24 protein-coding genes and 1 pseudogene are annotated in these 21,670 nt (G+C 64.8%); 12 read left to right on the top strand and 13 right to left on the bottom strand.

Annotation, left to right across the window (positions count from 1 at the left end):
- Positions 1–313 precede the first annotated feature (313 nt).
- Genes fliL through fliR form a run of 7 tightly spaced genes read left to right on the top strand, consistent with a single transcriptional unit; the run spans position 314 to position 4,766 of the window.
- Positions 314–814, top strand: coding sequence for a flagellar basal body-associated protein FliL (gene fliL, locus AB3X89_RS25095; protein ID WP_368585684.1), 501 nt, complete (start codon positions 314–316; stop codon positions 812–814).
- Between the two features lie 57 nt (positions 815–871).
- Positions 872–1,870 carry a flagellar motor switch protein FliM gene (gene fliM, locus AB3X89_RS25090; protein ID WP_013090865.1) on the top strand — a complete coding sequence of 333 codons (999 nt, stop codon included), beginning with the start codon at positions 872–874 and terminating at the stop codon, positions 1,868–1,870.
- On the top strand, positions 1,863–2,327 hold the full coding sequence (gene fliN, locus AB3X89_RS25085) for a flagellar motor switch protein FliN (protein ID WP_368585683.1): 465 nt from the start codon (positions 1,863–1,865) through the stop codon (positions 2,325–2,327). Before fliM ends, fliN begins: the two co-directional genes overlap by 8 nt.
- Positions 2,324–2,839 carry a flagellar biosynthetic protein FliO gene (gene fliO, locus AB3X89_RS25080; RefSeq protein ID WP_368585682.1) on the top strand — a complete coding sequence of 172 codons (516 nt, stop codon included), beginning with the start codon at positions 2,324–2,326 and terminating at the stop codon, positions 2,837–2,839. The genes fliN and fliO overlap by 4 nt, the downstream gene beginning before the upstream one ends.
- 41 nt (positions 2,840–2,880) lie before the next feature.
- Positions 2,881–3,648 (top strand): flagellar type III secretion system pore protein FliP, encoded by a 768-nt coding sequence (gene fliP, locus AB3X89_RS25075; protein WP_368585686.1) that lies wholly within the window; start codon positions 2,881–2,883, stop codon positions 3,646–3,648.
- 34 nt (positions 3,649–3,682) lie between these two features.
- Positions 3,683–3,952, top strand: coding sequence for a flagellar biosynthesis protein FliQ (gene fliQ, locus AB3X89_RS25070; protein WP_368585681.1), 270 nt, complete (start codon positions 3,683–3,685; stop codon positions 3,950–3,952).
- Between the two features lie 31 nt (positions 3,953–3,983).
- Positions 3,984–4,766, top strand: a complete 783-nt coding sequence (gene fliR / locus AB3X89_RS25065) for a flagellar biosynthetic protein FliR (RefSeq protein WP_368585680.1) — start codon at positions 3,984–3,986, stop codon at positions 4,764–4,766.
- A 75-nt stretch (positions 4,767–4,841) separates the two neighbouring features.
- Here the strand turns inward: fliR and flgL are convergent, their stop codons facing one another.
- The 12 genes from flgL to flgB form a co-directional block, all read right to left on the bottom strand.
- Complete coding sequence (gene flgL / locus AB3X89_RS25060) at positions 4,842–6,071, bottom strand: flagellar hook-associated protein FlgL (RefSeq protein WP_368585679.1); 1,230 nt, start codon at positions 6,069–6,071, stop codon at positions 4,842–4,844.
- Between the two features lie 11 nt (positions 6,072–6,082).
- Entirely contained in the window at positions 6,083–8,077 is a 1,995-nt protein-coding gene (gene flgK / locus AB3X89_RS25055) for a flagellar hook-associated protein FlgK (RefSeq protein WP_368585678.1), read from the bottom strand.
- Positions 8,078–8,303: 226 nt separating this feature from the next.
- Positions 8,304–9,077, bottom strand: coding sequence for a flagellar brake protein (locus AB3X89_RS25050; RefSeq protein WP_368585677.1), 774 nt, complete (start codon positions 9,075–9,077; stop codon positions 8,304–8,306).
- 237 nt (positions 9,078–9,314) lie between these two features.
- Positions 9,315–10,322: a flagellar assembly peptidoglycan hydrolase FlgJ gene (gene flgJ / locus AB3X89_RS25045; protein ID WP_368585676.1), complete on the bottom strand. Its 1,008-nt coding sequence runs from the start codon at positions 10,320–10,322 to the stop codon at positions 9,315–9,317.
- A 12-nt stretch (positions 10,323–10,334) separates the two neighbouring features.
- Positions 10,335–11,504 carry a flagellar basal body P-ring protein FlgI gene (locus tag AB3X89_RS25040; RefSeq protein ID WP_368585675.1) on the bottom strand — a complete coding sequence of 390 codons (1,170 nt, stop codon included), beginning with the start codon at positions 11,502–11,504 and terminating at the stop codon, positions 10,335–10,337.
- A gap of 2 nt (positions 11,505–11,506) precedes the next feature.
- Positions 11,507–12,205: a flagellar basal body L-ring protein FlgH gene (gene flgH, locus AB3X89_RS25035; RefSeq protein ID WP_368585685.1), complete on the bottom strand. Its 699-nt coding sequence runs from the start codon at positions 12,203–12,205 to the stop codon at positions 11,507–11,509.
- Positions 12,206–12,234: 29 nt separating this feature from the next.
- Positions 12,235–13,023 carry a flagellar basal-body rod protein FlgG gene (gene flgG / locus AB3X89_RS25030; protein WP_368585674.1) on the bottom strand — a complete coding sequence of 263 codons (789 nt, stop codon included), beginning with the start codon at positions 13,021–13,023 and terminating at the stop codon, positions 12,235–12,237.
- A 54-nt stretch (positions 13,024–13,077) separates the two neighbouring features.
- The gene (gene flgF / locus AB3X89_RS25025) at positions 13,078–13,836 is read right to left on the bottom strand and encodes a flagellar basal-body rod protein FlgF (protein WP_368585673.1); all 759 of its coding nucleotides are present in this window, start codon (positions 13,834–13,836) and stop codon (positions 13,078–13,080) included.
- A gap of 17 nt (positions 13,837–13,853) precedes the next feature.
- Positions 13,854–15,365, bottom strand: coding sequence for a flagellar hook-basal body complex protein (locus tag AB3X89_RS25020; RefSeq protein ID WP_368585672.1), 1,512 nt, complete (start codon positions 15,363–15,365; stop codon positions 13,854–13,856).
- A 43-nt stretch (positions 15,366–15,408) separates the two neighbouring features.
- The gene (locus AB3X89_RS25015; RefSeq protein ID WP_368585671.1) at positions 15,409–16,116 is read right to left on the bottom strand and encodes a flagellar hook assembly protein FlgD; all 708 of its coding nucleotides are present in this window, start codon (positions 16,114–16,116) and stop codon (positions 15,409–15,411) included.
- Positions 16,117–16,127: 11 nt separating this feature from the next.
- Entirely contained in the window at positions 16,128–16,553 is a 426-nt protein-coding gene (flgC, locus tag AB3X89_RS25010) for a flagellar basal body rod protein FlgC (protein ID WP_013090881.1), read from the bottom strand.
- Positions 16,554–16,679: 126 nt separating this feature from the next.
- Positions 16,680–17,180 carry a flagellar basal body rod protein FlgB gene (flgB, locus tag AB3X89_RS25005; protein WP_368585670.1) on the bottom strand — a complete coding sequence of 167 codons (501 nt, stop codon included), beginning with the start codon at positions 17,178–17,180 and terminating at the stop codon, positions 16,680–16,682.
- Positions 17,181–17,398: 218 nt separating this feature from the next.
- Between flgB and flgA the strand changes: the two genes are divergently transcribed.
- The 5 genes and pseudogenes from flgA (at position 17,399) to AB3X89_RS24980 (ending at position 20,827) form a co-directional block, all read left to right on the top strand.
- A complete protein-coding gene (gene flgA / locus AB3X89_RS25000) occupies positions 17,399–18,871 on the top strand; it encodes a flagellar basal body P-ring formation chaperone FlgA (RefSeq protein WP_368585669.1) in 1,473 nt (490 codons plus the stop codon).
- A gap of 177 nt (positions 18,872–19,048) precedes the next feature.
- Entirely contained in the window at positions 19,049–19,408 is a 360-nt protein-coding gene (flgM, locus tag AB3X89_RS24995) for a flagellar biosynthesis anti-sigma factor FlgM (RefSeq protein ID WP_368585668.1), read from the top strand.
- A 94-nt stretch (positions 19,409–19,502) separates the two neighbouring features.
- A complete protein-coding gene (locus AB3X89_RS24990) occupies positions 19,503–19,949 on the top strand; it encodes a flagella synthesis protein FlgN (protein ID WP_368585667.1) in 447 nt (148 codons plus the stop codon).
- Between the two features lie 290 nt (positions 19,950–20,239).
- Positions 20,240–20,420: pseudogene (locus AB3X89_RS24985) on the top strand (type II toxin-antitoxin system HicA family toxin).
- The gene (locus AB3X89_RS24980; protein WP_368585666.1) at positions 20,417–20,827 is read left to right on the top strand and encodes a type II toxin-antitoxin system HicB family antitoxin; all 411 of its coding nucleotides are present in this window, start codon (positions 20,417–20,419) and stop codon (positions 20,825–20,827) included. The pseudogene AB3X89_RS24985 and the gene AB3X89_RS24980 overlap by 4 nt, the downstream one beginning before the upstream one ends.
- A 94-nt stretch (positions 20,828–20,921) precedes the next feature.
- Here the strand turns inward: AB3X89_RS24980 and AB3X89_RS24975 are convergent, their stop codons facing one another.
- Positions 20,922–21,656: an RNA polymerase sigma factor FliA gene (locus AB3X89_RS24975; protein ID WP_368585665.1), complete on the bottom strand. Its 735-nt coding sequence runs from the start codon at positions 21,654–21,656 to the stop codon at positions 20,922–20,924.
- Positions 21,657–21,670 lie beyond the last annotated feature (14 nt).

Below are 21,670 nucleotides of genomic sequence, written 5' to 3'. Positions count from 1 at the left end.
CCGCCATGCGGCAGTTCGCGATCCTCTACGAGGATCGCTTCACACGACCCAACAGCTAGAATGAAATTGATCGCCTGCCACGCCTGAAATGTTCAGACGCCTTGCACACAAAAATTCAGACACTCCCCTAATAGACCGATAAGAAGGCAAGGAAAGGCCAACACCGCAAAGAACAACGACAAAAAAACAAGCAAAAACTAGAAACAGCCAGAAATAGCCAGAAATAGCCCTTCTTTTCGACCCATAGCGCCGCAGGCAAATCAACAACAATCACCCTAACCCTTACTACGCCAGCACCAGGCTGGCAAACCAAATGGCAACCACGACCGCCCCGCAACAAGCCGCGCCCGCCTCGCCGGGCCCCATGAAGCGCATCATCCTGATCGTCCTCATTGCGCTGATCGCCGCGGGCGCTGCCGGTGCCGGCATGTGGTTCTTCATGTCGAAGCGCGCACCCGTCGCCGTTTCGGCCGAAGCCGCGCCGGCGCTGTCCGCCGCGCCGCTGTTCTTCCCGCTCGAATCGATGACCGTCAACCTGCAATCGGACGACGGCCAGCAACACTTCCTGCGCATCGGCCTCACGCTGAAGCTCGGCGACGCCGGCACCCAGCAGGCGCTCACCGATCACATGCCGGAAGTGCGCAGCCGCATCCTGCTCGCGCTGTCGAACAAGCACCCCGAAGAACTCGCGCCGCTCGAAGGCAAGCGCGCGCTCGCCGAAGAGCTAAAGACGCTGATCACCGAGCCGACCGAGCGGGGCGCCGCACCGATCCGCGTGCAGGACGTGCTGTTCACCGAGTTCGTCGTGCAGTGACGTGACCTTGTCCAGCGCTGCCATCATCAATCGCCAAGGGACGCACGAGGAAAAGCAATGAGCCACGAAGAGTTCATGTCCCAGGAAGAGGTCGATGCCCTTCTGAAGGGCGTCACCGGCGAATCCGACACGGAATCCGAGCAAAACGATCGCACGGGCGTACGCCCGTACAACATCGCGACGCAGGAACGCATCGTCCGTGGCCGGATGCCGGGCCTCGAAATCATCAACGACCGCTTCGCGCGCCTGTTGCGCGTCGGCATTTTCAACTTCATGCGGCGCTCGGCGGAAATCTCCGTCGGCCCGGTGAAGGTGCAGAAGTACAGCGAATTCACGCGCAATCTGCCGATCCCGACCAACCTGAACCTGGTCCACGTGAAGCCGCTGCGCGGCACGTCGCTGTTCGTGTTCGATCCGAACCTCGTGTTCTTCGTGGTCGATAACCTGTTCGGCGGCGACGGGCGTTTTCATACGCGCGTCGAAGGACGCGATTTCACGCAGACCGAGCAGCGCATCATCACGAAGCTGCTCAATCTGACGTTCGAGCACTACACCGCGTCATGGAAGAGCGTGCGCCCGCTGCAGTTCGAATACGTGCGCTCGGAAATGCACACCCAGTTCGCCAACGTCGCGACGCCGAACGAAATCGTCATCGTCACGCAATTTTCGATCGAGTTCGGCTCGACGGGCGGCACGCTGCACATCTGCATGCCCTACTCGATGATCGAGCCGATCCGCGACGTGCTGTCCTCGCCGATCCAGGGCGAAGCGATGGACGTCGACCGCCGCTGGGTGCGCGTGCTGTCGCAGCAGGTGCAGGCTGCCGAAGTGCAGCTGACCGCCGACCTCGCACAGGTGCCGGTCACGTTCGAACAGATCCTGAACATGCGCAAAGGCGATGTTCTGCCGATCAACATCCCCGAGCACATCACTGCGAAAGTCGACGGCGTGCCGGTGATGGAATGCGGCTACGGAATTTTCAATGGTCAGTACGCGTTGCGGGTCCAGAAGATGATCAGCGCAGCCGACACGATGAAGGAAGGTGGATATGAGTGACCTGAACGCAAAGCCCGAGAGCGATCTCGAGGCCGCCGAGCAACTCGCCGCCGGCGCGCTGTCCGCCGCGGAAGACGACGCGGCGATGGACGACTGGGCCAGCGCGCTCGCCGAGCAGAACGGCAACGCCGAGGTCAACCCGGCCGCGGCCGGTGTGTTCCAGCCGCTGTCGAAGGTCGAGCCGACCACGACGCACAACGATATCGACATGATCCTGGACATCCCCGTCCAGATGACGGTCGAGCTCGGCCGCACCAAGATCGCGATCCGCAATCTGCTGCAGCTTGCGCAGGGCTCGGTCGTCGAGCTCGACGGCATGGCCGGCGAGCCGATGGACGTGCTCGTCAACGGCTGTCTGATCGCGCAGGGCGAAGTGGTGGTCGTCAACGACAAGTTCGGTATCCGGCTGACCGACATCATCACGCCGTCCGAACGCATCCGGAAACTCAATCGATGAAACGTTTGGCAGGTCGCGGCGTGTTGCTCGCGGCGCTCATCGCGTCCAGCGTCGCGCACGCCGCCGACATGAACGCGGTCAACAACGCCGCGAAGATCGCCTCGGGTGTCGGCACGGGTAGCGCGGTGCCGGCGCTCGGCGTCGGCGCGGTGCTGCAAACCTTCGTCGGACTCGCGGTCGTGATCGGCCTCGTGTTCGGCTGCGCATGGCTCGCGCGACGCTTCGGCCTGCAACCGGGCCAGCGCGGCGGCCTCGTGAAGACGGTCGGCGGCGCTTCGCTCGGCGGCAAGGAGCGCGTCGCGGTCGTCGAGATCGGCGATACGTGGCTCGTGCTCGGCGCCGCGCCCGGCAACGTGCGGCTGCTGCATACGATGCCGGCGGGTTCCGTCGCAGCCGATACGGTTGTCCCTTCGGCCGCACCGCTTTCCGGCACCTTTGGTCAACGCTTTCGCGACGCCATGAAGGGCGAAGTGGGCAAACGTTTCAACGCGCACCGCGGCGGGGATCGGTAATGCAGGTCAGTTTCAGGCAGTCAGGTTGTTTCTTCACGCTAATGCGCGGTGCGGCGCGCGCGCTCCCCGCAGCGCTTCGACTCGCGCTGCCGGCACTGCTGGTCGCGCTGCCGACGCTGTCGTTCGCGCAAACCGCCGGCCTGCCGGCCTTCACGACGAGCCCCGGCCCGAACGGCGGCACGACCTACTCGCTGAGCGTGCAGACGATGCTGCTGCTCACGATGCTGTCGTTCCTGCCCGCGATGGTGCTGATGATGACGAGCTTCACGCGCATCGTGATCGTGTTGTCGCTGCTGCGCCAGGCGCTCGGCACGACCACGACTCCGCCGAACCAGGTGCTCGTCGGTCTTGCGCTGTTTCTGACGTTTTTCGTGATGTCGCCGGTGCTCGATAAGGCCTATAACGAAGGCTACAAGCCGTTTTCGGAAGGCACGCTGCCGATGGACCAGGCGGTCTCGCGCGGCGTCGCGCCGTTCAAGACCTTCATGCTGCGTCAGACCCGCGAAAGCGACCTCGCTCTGTTCGCGCGCATCTCGCACGCGGCGCCGATGCAGGGGCCCGAAGACGTGCCGCTGTCGCTGCTGGTGCCGTCGTTCGTGACGAGCGAGTTGAAAACCGGCTTCACGATCGGCTTCACGATCTTCATTCCGTTCCTGATCATCGACATGGTGGTCGCGAGCGTGCTGATGTCGATGGGTATGATGATGGTGTCGCCGGCGACGATTTCGCTGCCGTTCAAGCTGATGCTGTTCGTGCTCGTCGACGGCTGGCAGTTGCTGCTCGGCTCGCTCGCGCAGAGCTTCGTCTGATTATTTTCGACTCCTCGTTCTTGAGGTACCCACGATGACACCCGAAGCAGTCATGACGCTGGCCCACCACGCCATGTACATCGGCCTCATGATGGCCGCCCCGCTGCTGCTCGTCGCGCTCGTCGTCGGTCTGGTCGTGAGCCTGTTTCAGGCGGCCACGCAGATCAACGAGAGCACGCTGTCGTTCATCCCGAAGCTGCTCGCGATCGCGGCCACGCTGGTGATCGTCGGTCCGTGGATGCTGACCACGATGCTCGACTATCTGCGCCACACGCTCACCAGCATTCCGACGCTCGTCAACTGAGCGCCGCTCGCACGTCCGCCCTCCCCGCTCCATGTTCACGGTCACCTACGCGCAACTGAACGTCTGGCTGACCGCGTTCCTGTGGCCGTTCGCGCGCATCGCCGCGCTGATCGCGACCGCGCCGGTGTTCGGCAATACGTCGCTGCCTTCGCGCGTGAAAATCGGCCTCGCCGCGTTCACGACGATCATCGTCGCGCCGACGATCGGCGCGCTGCCGCAGGTCACCGTGTTTTCGGCGGACGGCGTGTGGATTCTCGCCAACCAGTTCCTGATCGGCGTCGCGCTCGGCGTGACGATGCAGATCGTGTTCCAGGCGATCGACGCAACCGGCTACTTCATCGGCCTCGGCATGGGTCTCGGCTTCGCGACCTTCTTCGACCAGCAGGCGACCGGCTCGGGCGTCGTGATCTCGCGCTATATGACGACGATCGCGACGCTGGCGTTTCTCGCCGTCGATGGTCATCTGCAGATGATCGCCGCCCTCGTCACGACGTTCCAGTCGGTGCCGGTGTCGGCCAACCTGCTCGCGCCGCACGGCTGGCAGACGCTGGCGAACTGGGGCAGCTCGATCTTTTCGGCGGGGCTGCTGCTGTCGCTGCCGGTCGTCGTCGCGCTGCTGATCGCCAACCTGGCGCTCGGCATTCTCAATCGCGCGGCGCCGCAGATCGGCGTTTTCCAGATCGGCTTTTCGCTGACGATGCTGGTCGGTCTGCTGCTCGTGCAACTGATGCTGCCGAACATGATCCCGTTCTTCGTGCGGCTGTCCGATAGCGGCATCGATGAGATGGGACGGGTCGCGGCGGCGCTGAAATAACCCGGAAAATCCCGGACATAAAAAAACCGGCTCGAGTTCATCGCGCCGGTTTTTTTATTGCGCCGCCGAGCGGCATCAGTTGTTGATGTACTGGAACAGCGACATGTTCTGGATTTGCACGAACGCTTGCTGCGAAGCCTGCAAGGCTGCCTGCTGCATCGTGTACTTGCTGATCGTCGAGACCATGTCGGTCTGCGTCAGGTCCGCGAGATTGCTTTGCGTTTGCAGCGAGTTGGTCTGCGTGACCGTTTGCAGCGCCTTGACTTCCTGCTCGCGGCCGCCCACCGATGCCTGCACCGCGGTGATGTTGTCCAGCGTGTTGCCGAGCTGCGACAGGCCCGTGTTCAACGCGTTCTGCAGCGTCGCCGCGGCCGCGGGGTTGCCGTTCACCGGCTGCTGGAGCGCGGTGATCATCGCGTTCAGGTTCGCGAATACGTTGGTGCCCGCCTGGTTGGCCGGCTGCACGGTGAATGTGTCGTTGGCGGCCGGTGTGCCTGTGATCTGGACCTTTTGGCCGGCGATCGTGATGTCCGAGCCTGACGTGTATGGCTGGGCCGTAGCAACCGGGGCGTTGGTGGTCGTGTCGGTGATCGTGTACGTGAGCGAGCTGCCGCTGCCGCTGAACTGGATCTGGTAGGCGTCCGCATTCCCCGCGTTGGTCGGATCGTTGACCGACACCGCGCCGATCACGCCGCTGCCCGTATTGGCCGAATTGCCCGAGGCAATCGACTGCGCGTTGGTCGCGCCGACGCTCATGAACACCGCCAGCCCATTGTCGCCGGTCGCGACGGCGTTGCTATCGGTGACCTGCACCGTGCGCGAGCCGGTGTCGCCCGTATAGGTGACGTTGCCGGCCGCATCGGTCGTGAAGGCCTGGGTCGAATTCTGGAAGCCGGCGAACAGCGCATTGCCGGAGCCGTCGGTCGCATTCGCGTAGGTGAGGAGCTGGTCGCGCAGCGTGGTCAGCTGCGCGGCGATCGCCGTGCGGTCGGCGTCGTTCAAAGCGCCGTTGCCGGCGCGCAGGCCCAGCGTGTTCGCGCTTTGCAACGTCGTGATGACGGTGGACAGCGTCGAGTCCTCGGCCTGCAACGACGTGAGCGCCGCGGTCTGGTTCGTCGTGTACTGCGACAGCGCGGCCGCCGTCGAGCTGAGCTGCACGGCCTGCGCCGCGCCGAGCGGATTGTCGGCGGGCGTGGTGAGGCTCTGGCCGCTCGAAATTTCCTGATAGATCTGCGACAACTGAGCCTGCTGATTGCTCATGTTCGCGACGTTCATGCTGAAGTACTGCTGGGAAGAAATTCGCATGGTTCAACGCCTTACGAGAAGATGCCAAGCAAAGTCTGGAACAGCGTCTGCGCCGTCTGGATGACCTTGCTGTTAGCCTGATAGAGCTGCTGGTATTGAAGCAGGTTAGCCGCTTCCTCATTGATATTGACGCCCGACACCGACTGCTGCGCCGACGTGATCTGCGTGACGAGCGAGGTTTGCGTCGTCGCCATCGCCTGGATCTGCGTGGCCTGGTTGCCGATGTTGTTGACGTAGCTCGCGTACGCGCTCGTGAGGGTCGCGGTGCCGCCCGCGAGCACCTGCGCCTTCGTCAGGTTCGACAACAGTTGCGCGTTGCGGCCGTCGTTGGTCGCGCCGGTGTTCGGTCCGATCGTGAACGAGTCGCCGTTGGCTGGCGTGCCGCTGATCGTGACCGTCACGTTGTTCATCACGCCCGCGTTCGTCGAGTTGGTCGGGTTGGTGATGGTCAGCGTCGCGCCCGAATTCGGCGAGTACGGCACTGCGTCCGCTGCCGTGTTGATCGTGTACGACGTGGACGGCGAGCCGGCGACCGTCACCACCGAGCCGATCGGGAAACCGGTGAGGCCGGTGCCCGCGGTGTAGATGATCTTCGACGCGCTGGTCGGCGCGCTATAGCCGGCCGAAACCGTACCTTGCGTGATCGTCGCGCTGCCGGTGTTCGACGTCGACGCCGACGCGAGCACCGGCGCCGCGGCCGCGATCGCCGAGCCCGCCGTGGTGGTCAGCGCGAAGCCGTTCAGCGCGCCGCGGGTCGGCTCGACAGTGAACGAGTCGCCGGCGTTCATCGTGCCGCTCGCGACCGAGAACTGCAGGCCGCCGATCGGGTTGGTCAGGGCCGCCGCCGAACCGACGATGCTGCCCGTCTGGTTGTCGGTCAGCGTGTAGGCGCTGCCGTTGTACGACAGCGTGTAGTCGCCCGTGGTCGGCTGGCTCGCGTTGGCGAACGAGACGCCGAGCGTCGCGGTGCCGCTGTTCTGCGAGTTCGCGTACACGGTCGGCGAGCCGACGGTGAACAGCGCGCCGCCCGGGGTGCCGTTCAGCGTCAGGCCGAGTTCGTTCTGCGCATTGACCTGCGCGGCGAAGCTGGTCGCGATCGCACCGAGTTGCGCCTCGGCCGGATCGAGCGTTTGCGATCGGAATTGCACCAGGCCGCCCAGCGTGCCGCCGGACACGCTGCTGTCGGACAGCGTCTGCGGAGTCGGGGTCGGCTTCGCGCCAACCTGGCCGAGATACTGGACCGACAGTTCGGTCGGATCGGCCGACGAAGTCGCCGTGCCGAGGTTGAAGCTGTTGCCGGCCAGCACGAGCGGCTGTCCGTTGGACATGAACAGGCTATAGCTGCCGTTGTCCTGCACGACCGACACGCCGATCAGCTGCGACAGGTTCGACACCGCCAGGTCGCGTTGGTCGAGCAGCTGGTTCGGCGGTTGGCCCTGGCTGCTCGCCTGCGTGATCTGCGTATTCAGCGACGCGATCTGCGCCGTGAAGGTGTTGATCTTCGTGACCGCGTCGCTCATCTGCGTGTTGACGCTCGCGCGCAACTGGTCGTATTGCTGGCCAGCCGCGTTGATCTGATTCGCGAGCGTCTGCGCGTCGCTGATCGCGGTTTGTCGCGTCGCCACGCTCGACGCGTCGTTGGCGACGTTCTGCAGCCCCGTGAAGTAACCGCTGATCGCGCTCGCAATCCCCCCAGTCGGACTGCCGACGAGGTTGTTGAGCTGGCTGATCATCGTGTTGTACGTGCTGAGCGAGCTGCTCCACGACTGCGCGTTGTTGAGCTCGGTCGTCAGGTACTGGCTATACGCGCGCGTTATGGTGTCGGTGGAGACGCCCATCGGCATGTAGCCGGAGCCCGTATAGTTGCCGCCCACCTCCGAATACACCGGAGTTTCCATCGTATAGCCGGGCGTCGACGCATTGCTGATGTTCTCACCAGTCGTCGTCAAACCCCATTGGGCCGCGTTGAGTCCGCTAAGGCCGATATTCAACAGATTGCTGGACATGCGTCATCCTGAAGGGCGGCATCGCAGACATGCCACCGTGTTAGTGGAACATCCTCTTTAACGGCCCGTGGTGCGAAAAATTGAGGGCCATTCCACCTCGTTTGCGCTCATCGCTTGGTTTCCGAGCTATTGCTTTCACTGCGTGTGCAACGTTTGCTTAGCGGGCCAAAACGTTCGCGCGGTGCCGAGCGTCTCGCGCACGGCCGCCGCGCGTTCGGCTCGCGGCTCAGCGCGCGAGCGAGCGGCGCTTCATTTCGAGCTGCGTGATCAGCCGCTGCAGCGTGTTTTCCGCGCTGCCCGGCAGCGACAGGAAACGGAAGCCGAGCTGATAGCGCTGCGTGCCGTTCGGCATCGCGAGCGAGCGATGCGACACGAGCTGCAGATCGAGCGACAGACGGCCGAGCGCGCCGAGCGTGAGCTCGCAGTCCATCAGGCGGGCGCCCATCGGCAATTCGGCAACGCGCAGGTCGGCCGTGCGCATGCCGACGCCGCCGAGCGACAGGTCGTGCACCTCGAAGCGGAACGTGTCGCCGTCGGGCAGACGGCCCGTACACATGAACGGGTCGAGAATCGGCGCGGCGACGCGGAAGTATTCGCGGCGCTGCACGTAGAACAGCACCTCGGGGAAGTCGGCCTCGAACGCCGGCATTCCTTCGAAGCGCGTCTCGCGCGGCGTCGGCGTCGCGAACTCGACGCGCACGCCGTCGGGCGATGCGTGGAACTGGCAACGCGGGGCGCTGAGCAGCCCCTTGTTCTGCTCGGGGAGCGCGCCCCAATCGAAGGTGAAGGTGCGCTCGCGCACGTCGACATCGAGCAGGCGCGTGACGAGCTGGCCGCCCGCATATTCGACCGTGAGGAAATCGCCGCGATTGACGATATTGCGCAGCTGCACGCCGATTTCCAGCGGATTGCGGCGGCCGAAATCGGAAGGGCTCTCGTCTTGCGGGACGTGCGGCTGACCGTTCGTGTCAATCAGGCCGTTCGACTGGTTCATATCCATGGGCTTGCCGGTAAGCATGTTCTTGCGGGCACGTGCCAGGGCCTAGCCATCGACTCTGAGGGTCTTCATGCAAAGCCGCAGCACACGCGTTCGACCGGACCTTGCAGCGCTGTTCCGGTATCGGGTCTAACTCGTTAGCGGCAGCATCGAGCCAAAATTTAGGGGCTTAATTTAAATATTCGCCGGCAAAGTTCGCGCAAACGTTAAAAGCGTACCCGCCCCATTTCCGGCGTTCAATCAGCCCATTTTCTGCATGATCGACAGCAGCTTTTTCGCGTAATGCGGGTCGGTCGCATAACCGGCGCGCTGCATGCCGTTCGCAAAACCGTTCACGTCGCGCGACGAATTGAGCACCTGTGCGTAACGCGGATTGTTCTTCAACAGGCGCGCGTAATCGGTCATCGCTTCCTCGTACGAGTCGTACGCGCGGAATTTCTCGACCGTGCGATGCGGCTTGCCGTTCACGTATTCGGTCGTGGCCGTCGACACGGTCTTGCCGGTCCAGTCGTTGCCCGCCTTGATGCCGAACACGTTGTGGCTGGTCGAGCCATCGGCCTTCTTGATCTCGCTCTTGCCCCAGCCCGATTCGAGCGCGGCCTGACCGATGATGAAGCGCGCCGGAATGCCGGTCGCCGCGCTCGCGGCCTGCGCCGGCGCGGCGAGCTTGTCGACGAACGCATCGATCTTCGGCGAGCTGCCGTCGCCGCGCGTCGGCGGCGTCAGCGCGCTATTGGCCGAGTAGCCGCGGCCCAGCGCGAGCTGGCCGTTGGCCTGGGCGTTGCCGTACGCGCGCGCGAGCGCGTTGAGCGCGGCGCTCCGGCCTTCGTCGCCGCCGCCGACGCCGCCGCCGAGCGCGTTGGCCATGCCGGCGAGACCACCCGCCGCGCCCGCGCCGTTCGCGCCACCCACCTGCATGCCCTGGTTGCGCATCAACTGCTTGAGCATCGCGTCGGCGACGCCGATGCCTCGCTTGGACAGCTGTTGCGCCATCTGCTGGTCCATCATCGACGTGAAGGTCGCCGTGTCGTGCGAATCGAACGGACTGTCCTGCGGCGTCGCATCGCGCATGCTCTTCAACATCATCTGCGTGAACACGGCGTCGAACTGCTGCGCGGCCATCTTCATGCCGGCTTGCGGCGAAGCCTTGGCCTGCGCGCTCAGTGCGCCGAAGCCCTGGACGTCGAGCGCAAACCGGCTGGTCAGGTCGCCGGCGGAGTTGATGCCATTGGTCGGATCGGAATTCATCTCGTGTGCTCCTTAGATGATTTCAAGCTCGGCGCGCAAGGCACCGGCTGCTTTCATGGCTTGCAGGATCGACATCAGATCCGCGGGCGTCGCGCCGAGCGCGTTGAGCGCCTTCACCACTTCGGCGAGGTTCGCTCCGGCGTTCACGAGTTTCAGCGAGCCGTTGTCCTGCTTCATCTGGATCTGCGACTGCTGCGCGACCACGGTGCGGCCGTTCGAGAACGCGCCCGGCTGGCTCACCACCGGCTGCGTATTGATCACGACCGACAGATTGCCATGCGCGACCGCGCAGCTTTGCAGCGTGACCATCCGGTTCATCACGATCGAGCCGGTGCGCGCGTTCAGGATCACCTTGGCGGCCGCCTGCCCGGGGCGCACTTCGAGGTTCTGCAATTGCGCCATGAACGAGACCTGCTGCTGCGGATCGGCCGGCGCGCGCAGCTGGATGGTGCGGCCGTCGAGCGCGGTCGCGGTGCCGCTGCCGAACGCGTTGTCGATCGCCGCGACCACGCGCTGCGTGGTGTCGTAGTCCATGTCGTTCAGGTCGAGCTGCATCATGCCCGCCTGCGACACCGCGGTCGGCACCGCGCGCTCGACGATCGCGCCGCCGGTGACGCGCCCCGCGGCCAGCTGGTTGACCTGCACCTTGCTGCCGTTCGCGCTCGCGCCCGCGCCGCCCACGGCGACGTTGCCCTGGCCGAGCGCATACACCTGGCCGTCGGCGCCCTTGAGGGGCGTGAGCAGCAGCGTGCCGCCGCGCAGGCTCTTCGCATTGCCGAGCGACGACACGGTGATGTCGATCGCTTCGCCCGGCCGCGCGAACGGCGGCAGCACCGCGGTCACCATCACGGCGGCGACGTTCTTCAACTGGATGTTCGACAGCGACGACTGCGAGTTGCTCGAGCCGGCCGCCTGGTTGTTGATCGAGATGCCGAGGTTCGCGAGCATGTTCGCGAGCGTCTGCGTCGTGAACGGCGTCTGCGTGGTCTGGTCGCCGGTGCCGTCGAGGCCGACCACGAGGCCGTAGCCGATCAGCGGGTTGTCGCGCACGCCCTGGATCTGCGCGAGGTCCTTCAGGCGCTCGGCATGCGCGGGCGTCGCGGCCGGCAGCGCCGCGCAGGCGAGCGCGACGAACATCAGTGCGCGGCCCGCGCGCGACAGCGTGTTGAAAACAGTACCCATGATCACCACGGCGCCACGTTGAGGAAGAACCGCTGCAGCCAGCCCATGGTCTCCGCTTCGTTGATGTAGCCCTTCGCGGAGTATTCGATTTTCGCGTCGGCGACCTGGGTCGAGTACACGGCATTCAGGCTCGAAATCGTGTTGGGGTTGACGACACCCGAAAAGCGCACGAACTCGTTGCCCTGATTGATCATCATCTGTTTCTCGCCGCTCACGATCAGATTGCCGTTGGCCTGCACGCCGGTCACGGTCACGGTGATCGTGCCGTTGAACGTGTTCGACGCGTTCGCGCCGCCAGTACCGGCAAAACCGTTGACGCCGCTTGCGCTCAGGTTGGTCTTGGCGAACAGTCCGCTAAGAAAGCCCGCGGTCGGCACGCTCAAGTTCGTGCTGCCATTGCGACTCGCATTCGCGCCCGAGTTCTTCGTTGCGTTGATGTTCTCGGCGATGACGATCGTGATGATGTCGCCCACGTTGCGCGGCCGCTGATCTTCGAATAGCGGACGGCCCGCGAAGCCCGGGTTGTAGATCGAGCCCGGCGCCTGTGCCTGCGGCGGCACCGGCGGCAGCGCGGTCATCGGCTGCTGGATGATCGGTTGCTTCGGCACGAGCGCGCAGCCGCCGAGCGCGGCGAGCAGCGTGAGCTGCACGAGCGCGACGGCCGTGCGCGAATGAACCGGAGTGCGAGTGGAATGCGACATCATCGTTTACCGCCTTAAATTTCCAGTCCTCAAACCGGCATCTGGCTCAAGGTCTGCAGCATCTGGTCGGAGGTCGTCACGGCCTTGCTGTTGATTTCGTACGCGCGCTGCGTCTGGATCATGTTCACCAGCTCCTGCACGACGTTCACGTTCGACGCTTCCACGTAACCCTGGTTGAGCGAGCCCGCGCCGTTCAGACCCGGTTGCGCCACGTTCGGCGCGCCCGAGGACGCGGTCTCCGCGAACAGGTTCTCGCCCTTCGAGTCGAGGCCGGCCGGGTTGATGAAGGTCGCGAGCTGCATTGTGCCGAGCTGCTGCGTATTGCTCGATCCGGCCACGGTGATCGACACCGCGCCGTCGCTGCCGATCGTCAGCGAGGTCGCGTTGGCGGGAATCGTGATCGCCGGAATCACCTGGTAGCCGCTCGCCGTGACGAGCTGACCCTGCGCGTTGGTCTGGAACGAGCCGTCGCGCGTGTAGGCAGTCTGGCCGTCGGGCATCTGCACCTGGAAGAAGCCCGCGCCGTTGATCGCGACGTCCTTCGAGTTGCCGGTCTGCTGCAGGTTGCCCTGCGTGTACAGACGCTCGGTCGCGACCTGTTGCACGCCGGTGCCGAGCTGAATGCCGGACGGCAGTTCGGTTTGCTGCGTCGAGTTCGCACCCGGCTGGCGGATGGTCTGGTACAGCAGATCCTCGAACACCGCGCGCGAGCCCTTGAAGCCGTTGGTGCTGACGTTCGCGAGGTTGTTCGAGATCACGTCCATCTGCGCCTGTTGCGCATTCATGCCGGTGGCGGCGATATAGAGTGAGCGGTTCACTTATGGTTCTCCTGGTCTCGGGGCGAGCCTCGTAGGGCACCCCGTGGCAATCCGTTAGCTGAAGCTGAGAATCTGGTTGGCGGACTGATCGTTCTTGTCGGCGTTTTGCAGCAACTGCGTCTGCATCTGGAACTGGCGCGCGTTGGTGATCATCGAGACCATCGCGCTCACCGGATTCACGTTGCTGCCTTCGAGCGACGCCGGCGCGAGCGTCACGGTCGGATCGGCGTCGGCGGGGTTGCCGTCGGCGGTGCGAAACAGACCGTCATCGCCGCGCGTGATCGACTGCGGATCGGGATTGACGAGCTTCAGCTGATCGATGGTGACGACCGCGGTGGGCGGATCGCCCGGCGTCAATGCCGTCACCGTGCCGTCCTTGCCTATCGTGATCTGCGCGCCCGGCGGCACCGATACCGGCCCGCCGTTGCCGAGCACGACCTGATTGGTCGCGTTCACGAGCTGGCCGTTTTCGTCGATGTGCAGATTGCCCGCGCGCGTGTAGGCCTCGTTGCCGTCGGCGGTCTGCACCGACAGCCAGCCGGCCCCCTGAATCGCGACGTCGAGCGGATTGCCGGTCTGCTGGATCGGCCCCGGCGTGTAGTCGGCGCCCGGTGTCGACGACAGCACGAAGGTGCGGGTCGTGTTGTCGTTGATCGTGCTGCCGTCGCCGAACGACATCGGCACGGCGCGGTAGGTTTCGAGCTGCGCGCGAAAGCCCGTGGTCGACGCGTTCGCGAGGTTGTTCGCGACGATCGCCTGCTGTTCGAGCGCTTGCGCGCTGCCCGACATCGCGGTGTAGATCAGCCGATCCATGAAGAGGTCCCGTTGGCTTACAGGTTGATCAGGGTCTGGTCGACGGCCTGCTGGGTCTTGATCGTCTGCGCGTTCGCCTGATAGTTGCGCTGCGCGGTGATCAGGTTGACCAGCTCGCTCGTCAGATCGACGTTCGAGTTCTCGACCGCGCCGCCTTGCAGCACGCCGTGATTGGTCGAACCCGGCGTCGAAATCTGCGCGACGCCGGAGGCCGACGTCTGGCCGTACTCGTTGTTGCCGAGGTTGACGAGACCGTTCTGGTTCGCGAAGTTCGCGAGCACGATCTGGCCGAGCGCCGCGGTCTGGCCGTTCGAGTAGTTGCCGGTCAGCGTGCCGTCGGCACCGACCGTGAAGCTGGTCAGCTGGCCCGCCGCGTAGCCGTTGGTGGACAGGCTGTTCACACCGTTCTTGCCGCCGTACTGCGTGGTGCCAGCCATGTTCAGCGTGACGCTCTGCGGCGTGCTCGAACCGTCGGTGTTCGGCAGCGACATGGTGAACGCGCCGAGCGTCGCGGTCGCGAGGCCGGTCGTCGCGTCGGTCGTGCTGACCAGCGTGCCCGACGAATTGAAGTTCGCGGTGCCGATCAGCGAAGCGGTGCCGTTCGACGGGCCCGCGTACACGTTCCACGTGCCCGAGCCCGTCTTCGCGAAATACATGTTGACGGTCTGCGAGCCGCCCAGCGAATCGTAGACCGTCGTGCTCGTCGAGTAGTTGTAGGTCGTCGAGCTGGCCTGGTTGAACGTGGTTGGGTTCGGCGCAACCGTATAGCTGTCACCCGCCGTCGGCGTACCGCTGAAGGTGATGCTCTCGCCGTTGCCGAGCGTGATCGCCGTGCCCGCAGTGAAGGTCTGCGGGGCGCCGGGCGTGCCGGCCCCGACCGTGACCGTATAGTGGGTCGGGTCGGTGAAGTTAATCGTGTACGTGTCCGTGTTGGTGCCCGCGCTCGCGTTAGTAATCGTCGCGCCGGTCGTGCTCAGCCCTGCGCTGTTCCCGGCGCCGGGCGTCACGGTCGGCGCGCCGAGCATGATGTTGTCCTGCGCGTTCAGGTTCAGGCCCGCGGTGATCGAGGTGGTCGCCTGCGGCGCGATGTTCGCGGTCGGCACGGTCAGCGGCACGGTCTGCGCGGTGTTGATGATGCCCGCGCTACTGGCCGCATAACCCATTAGCTTCAGGCCCTGCGCGTTCGTGATGTAGCCGTTCTTGTCGAGCTGGAACACGCCGTTGCGCGAATAGACCAGCGTGCCGTTGTCCGACAGCTGGTAGAAGCCGTTACCGTTGATCGCGACGTTCAGCGCCTGGTTCGTCGTCGTGATCGTGCCTTGCGAGAACTGCTGCTGCACTTCGGAGAGTTTCGTACCGATGCCGATCTGCTGGCTCGTCGCGGTCGCGACCGAATTGGCGTACATGTCGGCGAACTCCGCGGTGCCGCTCTTGAAACCGACCGTGTTGGCGTTGGCGATGTTGTTGCCGATCACGTCGAGATCGCTCGACGACGCCGACAGACCGCTCAAACCTGTTTGATAGCTCATGACGTACTCCGTATCTGGAAAGTCGTAACTGGATGGATCCGGATTACAGGATCGCGGCGACGCTGGTCAGGCCGACCGTCGTGCCGTTCGACAGCACGAGGCCCGGCGTGCCGCTGCTCTGCTGGACGATGCCTTGGACCGTCGCGCTGGTGAGCGTGGTGGCCGTCGCCTGCTGGCCGTTGATCGTGCCGGTCGCGGTAATCGTGTAAGTGCCGTCGGGCAGCGTGTTGCCTGCCGTGTCGGTCGGTGTCCAGCCAACCGGAACCGTGCCGGCCGACTGCTTGCCGAGATCCAGCGTGTTGACGATCGTGCCGGCCGAGTTCTTTACGACGATCTGCAGGTCGCTCACGGCATTCGCGAGCGTGACGCCGAACTCGTTCGCCTTGCCGCTCGACACCGTGACCGAGTTGCCCGGAGCGAGCACGGTCGAGCCGATCAGCAGCGCGGACTGCGCCTGCTGGCTGGCCGACAGCTGCGTCGACAGCGAGGTCAGCGAGGTATTGAGGTTGCTGATGCCCTGCACCGTGCTGATCTGGGCAAGCTGCGAGGTCATCTGCGAGCTGTCCATCGGATTGGTCGGGTCCTGGTTCTTCAGCTGCGCGACAAGCAGTTGCAGGAAGGTGTTCTGCAGGTCCGAGGCCGAGGTGCCCGAGGTGCCGTTCGTCGAGCTGCTGTTCGTGCCGTTCATCGTGTCGAGCAGCGTCTGCGAAACGGTCGTGCCGTTGCTGCCGATCGTGGTGTTGGTGGTCAAAGGCTCTCTCCTCAGGTTCCGATCGTGAGCGTTTTCAGCATCAGGGTTTTGGCCGTGTTCAGCGTTTCGACGTTGGCCTGGTACGAGCGCGAGGCCGAGATCATGTTGACCATCTCCTGCACCGGGTCGACGTTGGGCAGCGTCACGTAGCCGTTCGCGTCGGCGGCCGGATTGCCCGGGTCGTACGCGGTCTTCATTGGCGACGGATCGTCGACCACGCCGGTCACCCGCACGCCGCCGACCTGCTGGCCGGAGCGCGTGCGCGCGCCGCCGATCGGGTTCACCGCGAATATGACCTGCTTGGCCTTGTACGGCTGACCGTCGGGGCCCGTCGTACTGTCCGCGTTGGCGAGGTTCGACGCCGTCACGTTGAGTCGCTCCGACTGCGCCGACATCGCGGAACCCGCGACACCAAAAATATTCATCAGGGATGGCATGTTTCCTGACCTCTCCTGCCGGTTCGCACCGGCTTCACGTTAAGTCCCGTAGCGTTTCTGTTCGTGCGTGCATGCTGCCTGTGTTCAGGCTATGCGCCCTGCTCGTGCGGCGTACTCGTGCCCGGCTTACGACGAGCCCGACGTGATCGCCGACAGCATCGTCTTGATCTGGTTCGACACGACCGTCATACCCGACTGGAAGTGCACCGTGTTGTCGGCAAACTGCACACGCTCGACGTCGACGTCGACCGTGTTGCCGTCGAGCGCCGGCTGCAGCGGCATGCGGTATTGCAGGTTGCCGTAGTCGTCGGGGCTGCCGCCCGTCGGGGTCAGCCTGGCCTTGCCGCTCATGTGGCCGGCCTCGGTCGTGTTCATCGACATGCCGCTCGTCACGCCGGCGGGTTGCGCCATTGCGAGCGTCGTGTTGTTCGACGCGCCCTGCCCGGCGGTGCTGCGGCCCGTTTTCTTCAGCGCGCCGGCGAGCGACGACGCGAAGTCGATATCGCGCGCCTTGTAGCCGGGCGTGTCGGCGTTCGCGATATTCGACGACAACAGTTCCTGCCGGTATGCGCGTACATCCAGCGCCTGCCGGCCGAACGCGAATTCGGCATCGAGTTTGTCCAGCATCGGAATCTCCCGAGAACGTTTCCAAGGCCGTCCCGTGTGCGCATCGTGAGAGACACGCCGTGGGTGCGAAGGCCTTTTTGCATGTGATGCATCTTATTGGCCGGGCGCAAGGGGCAATCGGACGAATAACCGGGAAAGGGGGCTTCTATTCAACGTTTGCGCGAAAGGGGCGCTCACTAGAATGCAAGGCGTACCGATGCATTCGATGGAGACCCGCGATGGACCAGCCCACCAACACCTTGCCGCAGCGTGCGGGCGGCACGACGAGGCGTCGCGTGGGTGGTGCGGGGGCCGATGAGCATGTCGATGGTTCGGAGGGTGTGCTCGCGCAACCGCTGCCGCGCTCTATCTCGCGGTGCGTTGCGCGTTGCCTGACGCGGGTGGTGATCAACGTCGCCGTATGGGTTGCGGGCGGCATCGTGTTGCTGCCGGCTACGACCAAGGCGCAGGATGCGGCTGGCCCGATCGTGATTCCGGGGCCCGCCGAGAACAACCCCGCCGCGCTGAACGATCTGGCGCAACGGATTCAGACGCCGGCGCAGCGCGGCGCGTCGGCGGCTTCGCTCGCGGCGGCGACCGCGCAGTCGCTCGGCCGCGCACCCGCGTCGCGCGACACCGATACGTTCGGGCGTGCGGCGAGCGCTAGCGGCGCGATCGTCATTCCGGGCGCGGGCGAGCCCGCAGCCGCCGCGCCGGCCATCATTCGCACCAACTTCAAACCGGACGCCAACGGCGTCGTGACGATTCCTCCGGCTGCCAGCACGGGAGCGTCGGGCGTCGCGCGCGTGAATGTCGAAGCGGGCCCGGCCGCCGGCGCCGCGAATTCGCGCGCGGTCGCCGCCAATGCGCCGCAAGGCGATGGCTTCGACAGTCTCGCGGCACGCGGCGAGCCGCCCGAGTTCGGCGCGAATGGCAAGCCGCTCGCGGCCGCTGTCGGCCAGCCGGCGCGTCTGCCAAGTGTGAAAGCGCCCGCGACGTCGCCCGGCGCGCGCCAACCAGCCGCCAACACGTCCACCGCCATTGCACAGAGAACGCCGCAGACCGCTGCCGCACCCGCGCCGCTGCCAGGCCAGCAGGACCCGGAAGCGATTCATGCAGCCGCGCTCGCGTTCCTGAAACAGCAGACCGTCGGCCTGCCCGGCAAGGTCGACATCACGGTCGCGTCCTCGTTTGCACGCGGCCTCGCCGCGTGCACGTCGCTCGAACCGTTCATGCCGAGCGGCGGGCGCTTGTGGGGGCGGCTCACCGTCGGCGTGCGCTGCGCAGGCGAGCGGCCGTGGACCATTTATCTTCAGGCGCGCATCTCGCTGCATGCAACCTACTACCTCGCCGCCCGCGCGATGGCGCCGGGCGAAGTGCTCACGGCCGCCGACCTCGTCGCGCGGGAAGGCGACCTGACCGGCCTGCCGCAGGCGATCGTCACGGACCCGTCGCAGGCGGTCGGTTCGGTCTCGCTGGTGCGGATCTCGGGCGGCATGCCGCTGCGCCGCGACATGCTGAAGAGCGCGTCGGCGGTGGTGTTCGGCCAGACCGTACGGGTCGTCGCAGCCGGCGACGGTTTCTCGATTTCGTCCGAGGGCAGCGCGATGAACAACGCGTCGCCGGGTCAGCAGGTGCGCGTGAAAACCGCAAACGGCCAGATCATCTCCGGCATCGTCAAGGACGGCGGCACGGTCGAGATCCAGATGTGAGCGGACTGGTGGCAACGAGCACCGTCGCAGCTGCTGGCGCCGCGGTGGCCGGAGCAGACAGACGGGTATTGAAAGGGGCAGATGGCCGCCTGCCGGCGGGCCGGGGGTCGAGCGATTGCGCTAAAGTTTTGATCAGCAGTTGCCGTTATCAGGATCAAATCGTAAGGGAAGCCAATCGTGAAAGTCGATCCCACCACCTCTTCGAATCTGCCGTCGTTGAAAGACGCTTTGTCCCGTTCGCAGCAGAGCGGCGAAGCCACGCCGGCAACCAGCGCCACGCAGGGCGCGACGGGCACGGCCGCGCGAGCCGCGAGCAGCGCGTCGGGCGACACGAGCGTCAACCTGTCGGGTCTGTCGCAGCATCTGCGCAGCCTCGCGGCGTCCGGCTCGGCCGACATCGACACCGCGCACGTCGAGTCGATCAAGCAGGCGATCAAGGACGGCACGCTGCAGATCGACTCCGGCAAGATCGCCGACGGCGTACTGCAGACGGCGCGCGATCTGTTGCAGAACAAAACCTCGTCGACCGGCAACTGATCGGCATTGCGCCGCGCGGTGATCTGCCGGGCGGCGTTCGACCAACGCGGTTCGCGCGTCGTTCGCGAGCCGGTGTGCGTAGCGAGTTGCTGACATGAAAGACGCCCTGGTTGCTACCCTGATCGAAGAATATTCGACCGTCGAAGCGTTCGCCTCGATCCTCACTCTCGAAACCAAAGCACTGACGGCGGTCTCGCCAATGGAGCAGTTGCCAGCGATCGTCGAGAAGAAAACCGAACTGATCGGCGTGCTCGCGAGGCTCGAAGCCGCGCGCGACGCACACCTGACCGAACTCGGCTTTCCGACCGGCTGGTCCGGCATGGAACTCGCGGCGAGCACCGACGCGCGCATCGCGACGCAATGGAAGCTGCTGCAGAAAGCCGCGGATCGCGCTCGGCGCGTCAACACCAACAACGGCGAGCTGATCCGCGTGCGGATGGACTACAACCAGCGCGCGCTAAAAGCGCTGCAAGTCAACGTGCCGCGCAAGACGAATCTGTACGGGCCGGATGGACGAGTTCCGGCTTATTCGGGACTTTGATCGGCGCGCCTGTCCGGCCCGCAATCGGGCAATATCCGAAATGAATCAAAAGGCCCGTCGATGACGGGCCTTTTCATTTTTCGCCACCGCTTTTTCACCCACTTCCCTCCTCATTCCACGCCGCGTTGGCCGTTCGGCTAGCTGGCGCCAATCCACCTCATCACGTTGAAATGATGACTTCGTTCGAGGTTTCTCCGACGCCGCGGCTTCGAGGGGGCCGAGCATCGACGGGCGAAATCTTGTCTGCTAGTGATTTTGTGTAGGTGTGTGTATAATGGAGGGTGTGATGTGTGAACAGTGCCGAGGTCGTCAAATTGATTCAAGCAAATGGCTGGCAGCTCGTCCGCATAGCGGGCAGTCATCATCATTTCAGGCACGCGGGAAAGCGGGGGCTCGTCACCTCCCCATCCGAAAAAAGATTTGCCGGCCGGCACCCTGAACAGCATTCTGAAACAGGCGGGGCTCAAATGAAGCATCTGATCTTTCCGATCGCCATCGAACCCGGAGACAACACGCACGCGTTCGGCGTCGTGGTGCCCGATATCCCGGGCTGCTACTCCGCGGGCGACACGCTCGAACAAGCGTATGCGAACGCGAAAGAGGCGATCGAATCGCATCTCGAAACCTTGCTCGACGAAGGCTTGCCGCTACCCGAGCCGCTCACGCTCGGCGAGCATCGGCGCAATCCCGAGTTCGAGGGGTTCACATGGGGTTTCGTGACAACGCGCAATATTCCGGCGTTGAAGAAGGCGGTTCGCATCAATATCTCGTTGCCCGAGGTGCTGGTGCAGGAGATCGACGCGTATGCACAGGCGCGCGGCATGTCGCGCTCGGCGTTTCTCGCGCTCGCCGCCGAACATGAAATGGCGGACGCTTGAGCAAGGGTGGGCGGCACCGGCGTGCATCGGCATCGTCGCACCGCCGCATCTGAACGGCAGCGCTTGAAGATCGCCGGCCTGCCCCGCGGTCGCGTCAGTTCGTTTCGGCGTTCGCCCAGGCCATTTCGCGCAACCGGGCGCGCAGGCGTGCCACCGCCTGGCTGTGCAACTGGCATACGCGCGATTCGCTGACTTCCATCACCGCGCCGATCTCGCGCAGATTCATGCCGCGCTCGTAGTACAGCGACATCAGCAGCTTCTCACGCTCCGGCAAGCGGTCGATCGCTTCGATGAGCGCCGAGCGCAAGCTGTCGTCGAGCAGCGCCGACAGCGGATCGGAATGATCGACGCAGTAGCGGTCCAGAAAAGGTTCGTCGTCGGCGGAGCGGTCGAAGTCTTCGTAGTAGATCAGCTGGCTGCCGTGCAGGTCCTGCAGCATCGACTGATATTCGTCGAGCGGCATCTGCAGGTGCTCGGCGACTTCCGCCTCGCTCGCCGAGCGGCCCAGGTTCTGCTCCACCTTGTGCACCGCGGATTCCACTTCGCGCGACGTGCGGCGCAGGCTGCGCGGCAACCAGTCGTTGCTGCGCAGCTCGTCGAGCATCGCGCCGCGAATCCGCTGGCTGGCATAGGTCTCGAACTGTGCGCCCTGGTCTTCCTTGTAGCGGCCGGCGGCATCCAGCAAGCCGATCATGCCGGCCTGGATCAGGTCGTCGAGATCGACGCTCGCCGGCATTTTTGCGACAAGCTGCAAGCCGAGTCGACGCACGAGCGGTGCGTATTTCGTCAGAACGTCGGCCTGAGAAATCTTTCCCTGAGCGTTGTACATCGTGCTCCCCTTAT

Origin of the sequence: Paraburkholderia sp. BR14320, from assembly GCF_040948665.1 — a bacterium.
In the GTDB taxonomy this organism is placed as follows: Bacteria; Pseudomonadota; Gammaproteobacteria; order Burkholderiales; family Burkholderiaceae; genus Paraburkholderia; species Paraburkholderia youngii.
Note: the sequence above shows the minus strand (reverse complement) of the source record. Positions and strands in the feature narration are given on the sequence as shown.

Coding starts and splice junctions, on each gene's coding strand:
- fliL (WP_368585684.1), top strand. CDS start 314: ATGGCAACCACGACCGCCCCGCAACAAGCCGCGCCCGCCTCGCCGGGC.
- fliM (WP_013090865.1), top strand. CDS start 872: ATGAGCCACGAAGAGTTCATGTCCCAGGAAGAGGTCGATGCCCTTCTG.
- fliN (WP_368585683.1), top strand. CDS start 1,863: ATGAGTGACCTGAACGCAAAGCCCGAGAGCGATCTCGAGGCCGCCGAG.
- fliO (WP_368585682.1), top strand. CDS start 2,324: ATGAAACGTTTGGCAGGTCGCGGCGTGTTGCTCGCGGCGCTCATCGCG.
- fliP (WP_368585686.1), top strand. CDS start 2,881: ATGCGCGGTGCGGCGCGCGCGCTCCCCGCAGCGCTTCGACTCGCGCTG.
- fliQ (WP_368585681.1), top strand. CDS start 3,683: ATGACACCCGAAGCAGTCATGACGCTGGCCCACCACGCCATGTACATC.
- fliR (WP_368585680.1), top strand. CDS start 3,984: ATGTTCACGGTCACCTACGCGCAACTGAACGTCTGGCTGACCGCGTTC.
- flgL (WP_368585679.1), bottom strand. CDS start 6,071: ATGCGAATTTCTTCCCAGCAGTACTTCAGCATGAACGTCGCGAACATG.
- flgK (WP_368585678.1), bottom strand. CDS start 8,077: ATGTCCAGCAATCTGTTGAATATCGGCCTTAGCGGACTCAACGCGGCC.
- AB3X89_RS25050 (WP_368585677.1), bottom strand. CDS start 9,077: ATGGATATGAACCAGTCGAACGGCCTGATTGACACGAACGGTCAGCCG.
- flgJ (WP_368585676.1), bottom strand. CDS start 10,322: ATGAATTCCGATCCGACCAATGGCATCAACTCCGCCGGCGACCTGACC.
- AB3X89_RS25040 (WP_368585675.1), bottom strand. CDS start 11,504: ATGGGTACTGTTTTCAACACGCTGTCGCGCGCGGGCCGCGCACTGATG.
- flgH (WP_368585685.1), bottom strand. CDS start 12,205: ATGTCGCATTCCACTCGCACTCCGGTTCATTCGCGCACGGCCGTCGCG.
- flgF (WP_368585673.1), bottom strand. CDS start 13,836: ATGGATCGGCTGATCTACACCGCGATGTCGGGCAGCGCGCAAGCGCTC.
- AB3X89_RS25020 (WP_368585672.1), bottom strand. CDS start 15,365: ATGAGCTATCAAACAGGTTTGAGCGGTCTGTCGGCGTCGTCGAGCGAT.
- flgC (WP_013090881.1), bottom strand. CDS start 16,553: ATGCCATCCCTGATGAATATTTTTGGTGTCGCGGGTTCCGCGATGTCG.
- flgB (WP_368585670.1), bottom strand. CDS start 17,180: ATGCTGGACAAACTCGATGCCGAATTCGCGTTCGGCCGGCAGGCGCTG.
- flgA (WP_368585669.1), top strand. CDS start 17,399: ATGGACCAGCCCACCAACACCTTGCCGCAGCGTGCGGGCGGCACGACG.
- AB3X89_RS24990 (WP_368585667.1), top strand. CDS start 19,503: ATGAAAGACGCCCTGGTTGCTACCCTGATCGAAGAATATTCGACCGTC.
- AB3X89_RS24980 (WP_368585666.1), top strand. CDS start 20,417: ATGAAGCATCTGATCTTTCCGATCGCCATCGAACCCGGAGACAACACG.
- AB3X89_RS24975 (WP_368585665.1), bottom strand. CDS start 21,656: ATGTACAACGCTCAGGGAAAGATTTCTCAGGCCGACGTTCTGACGAAA.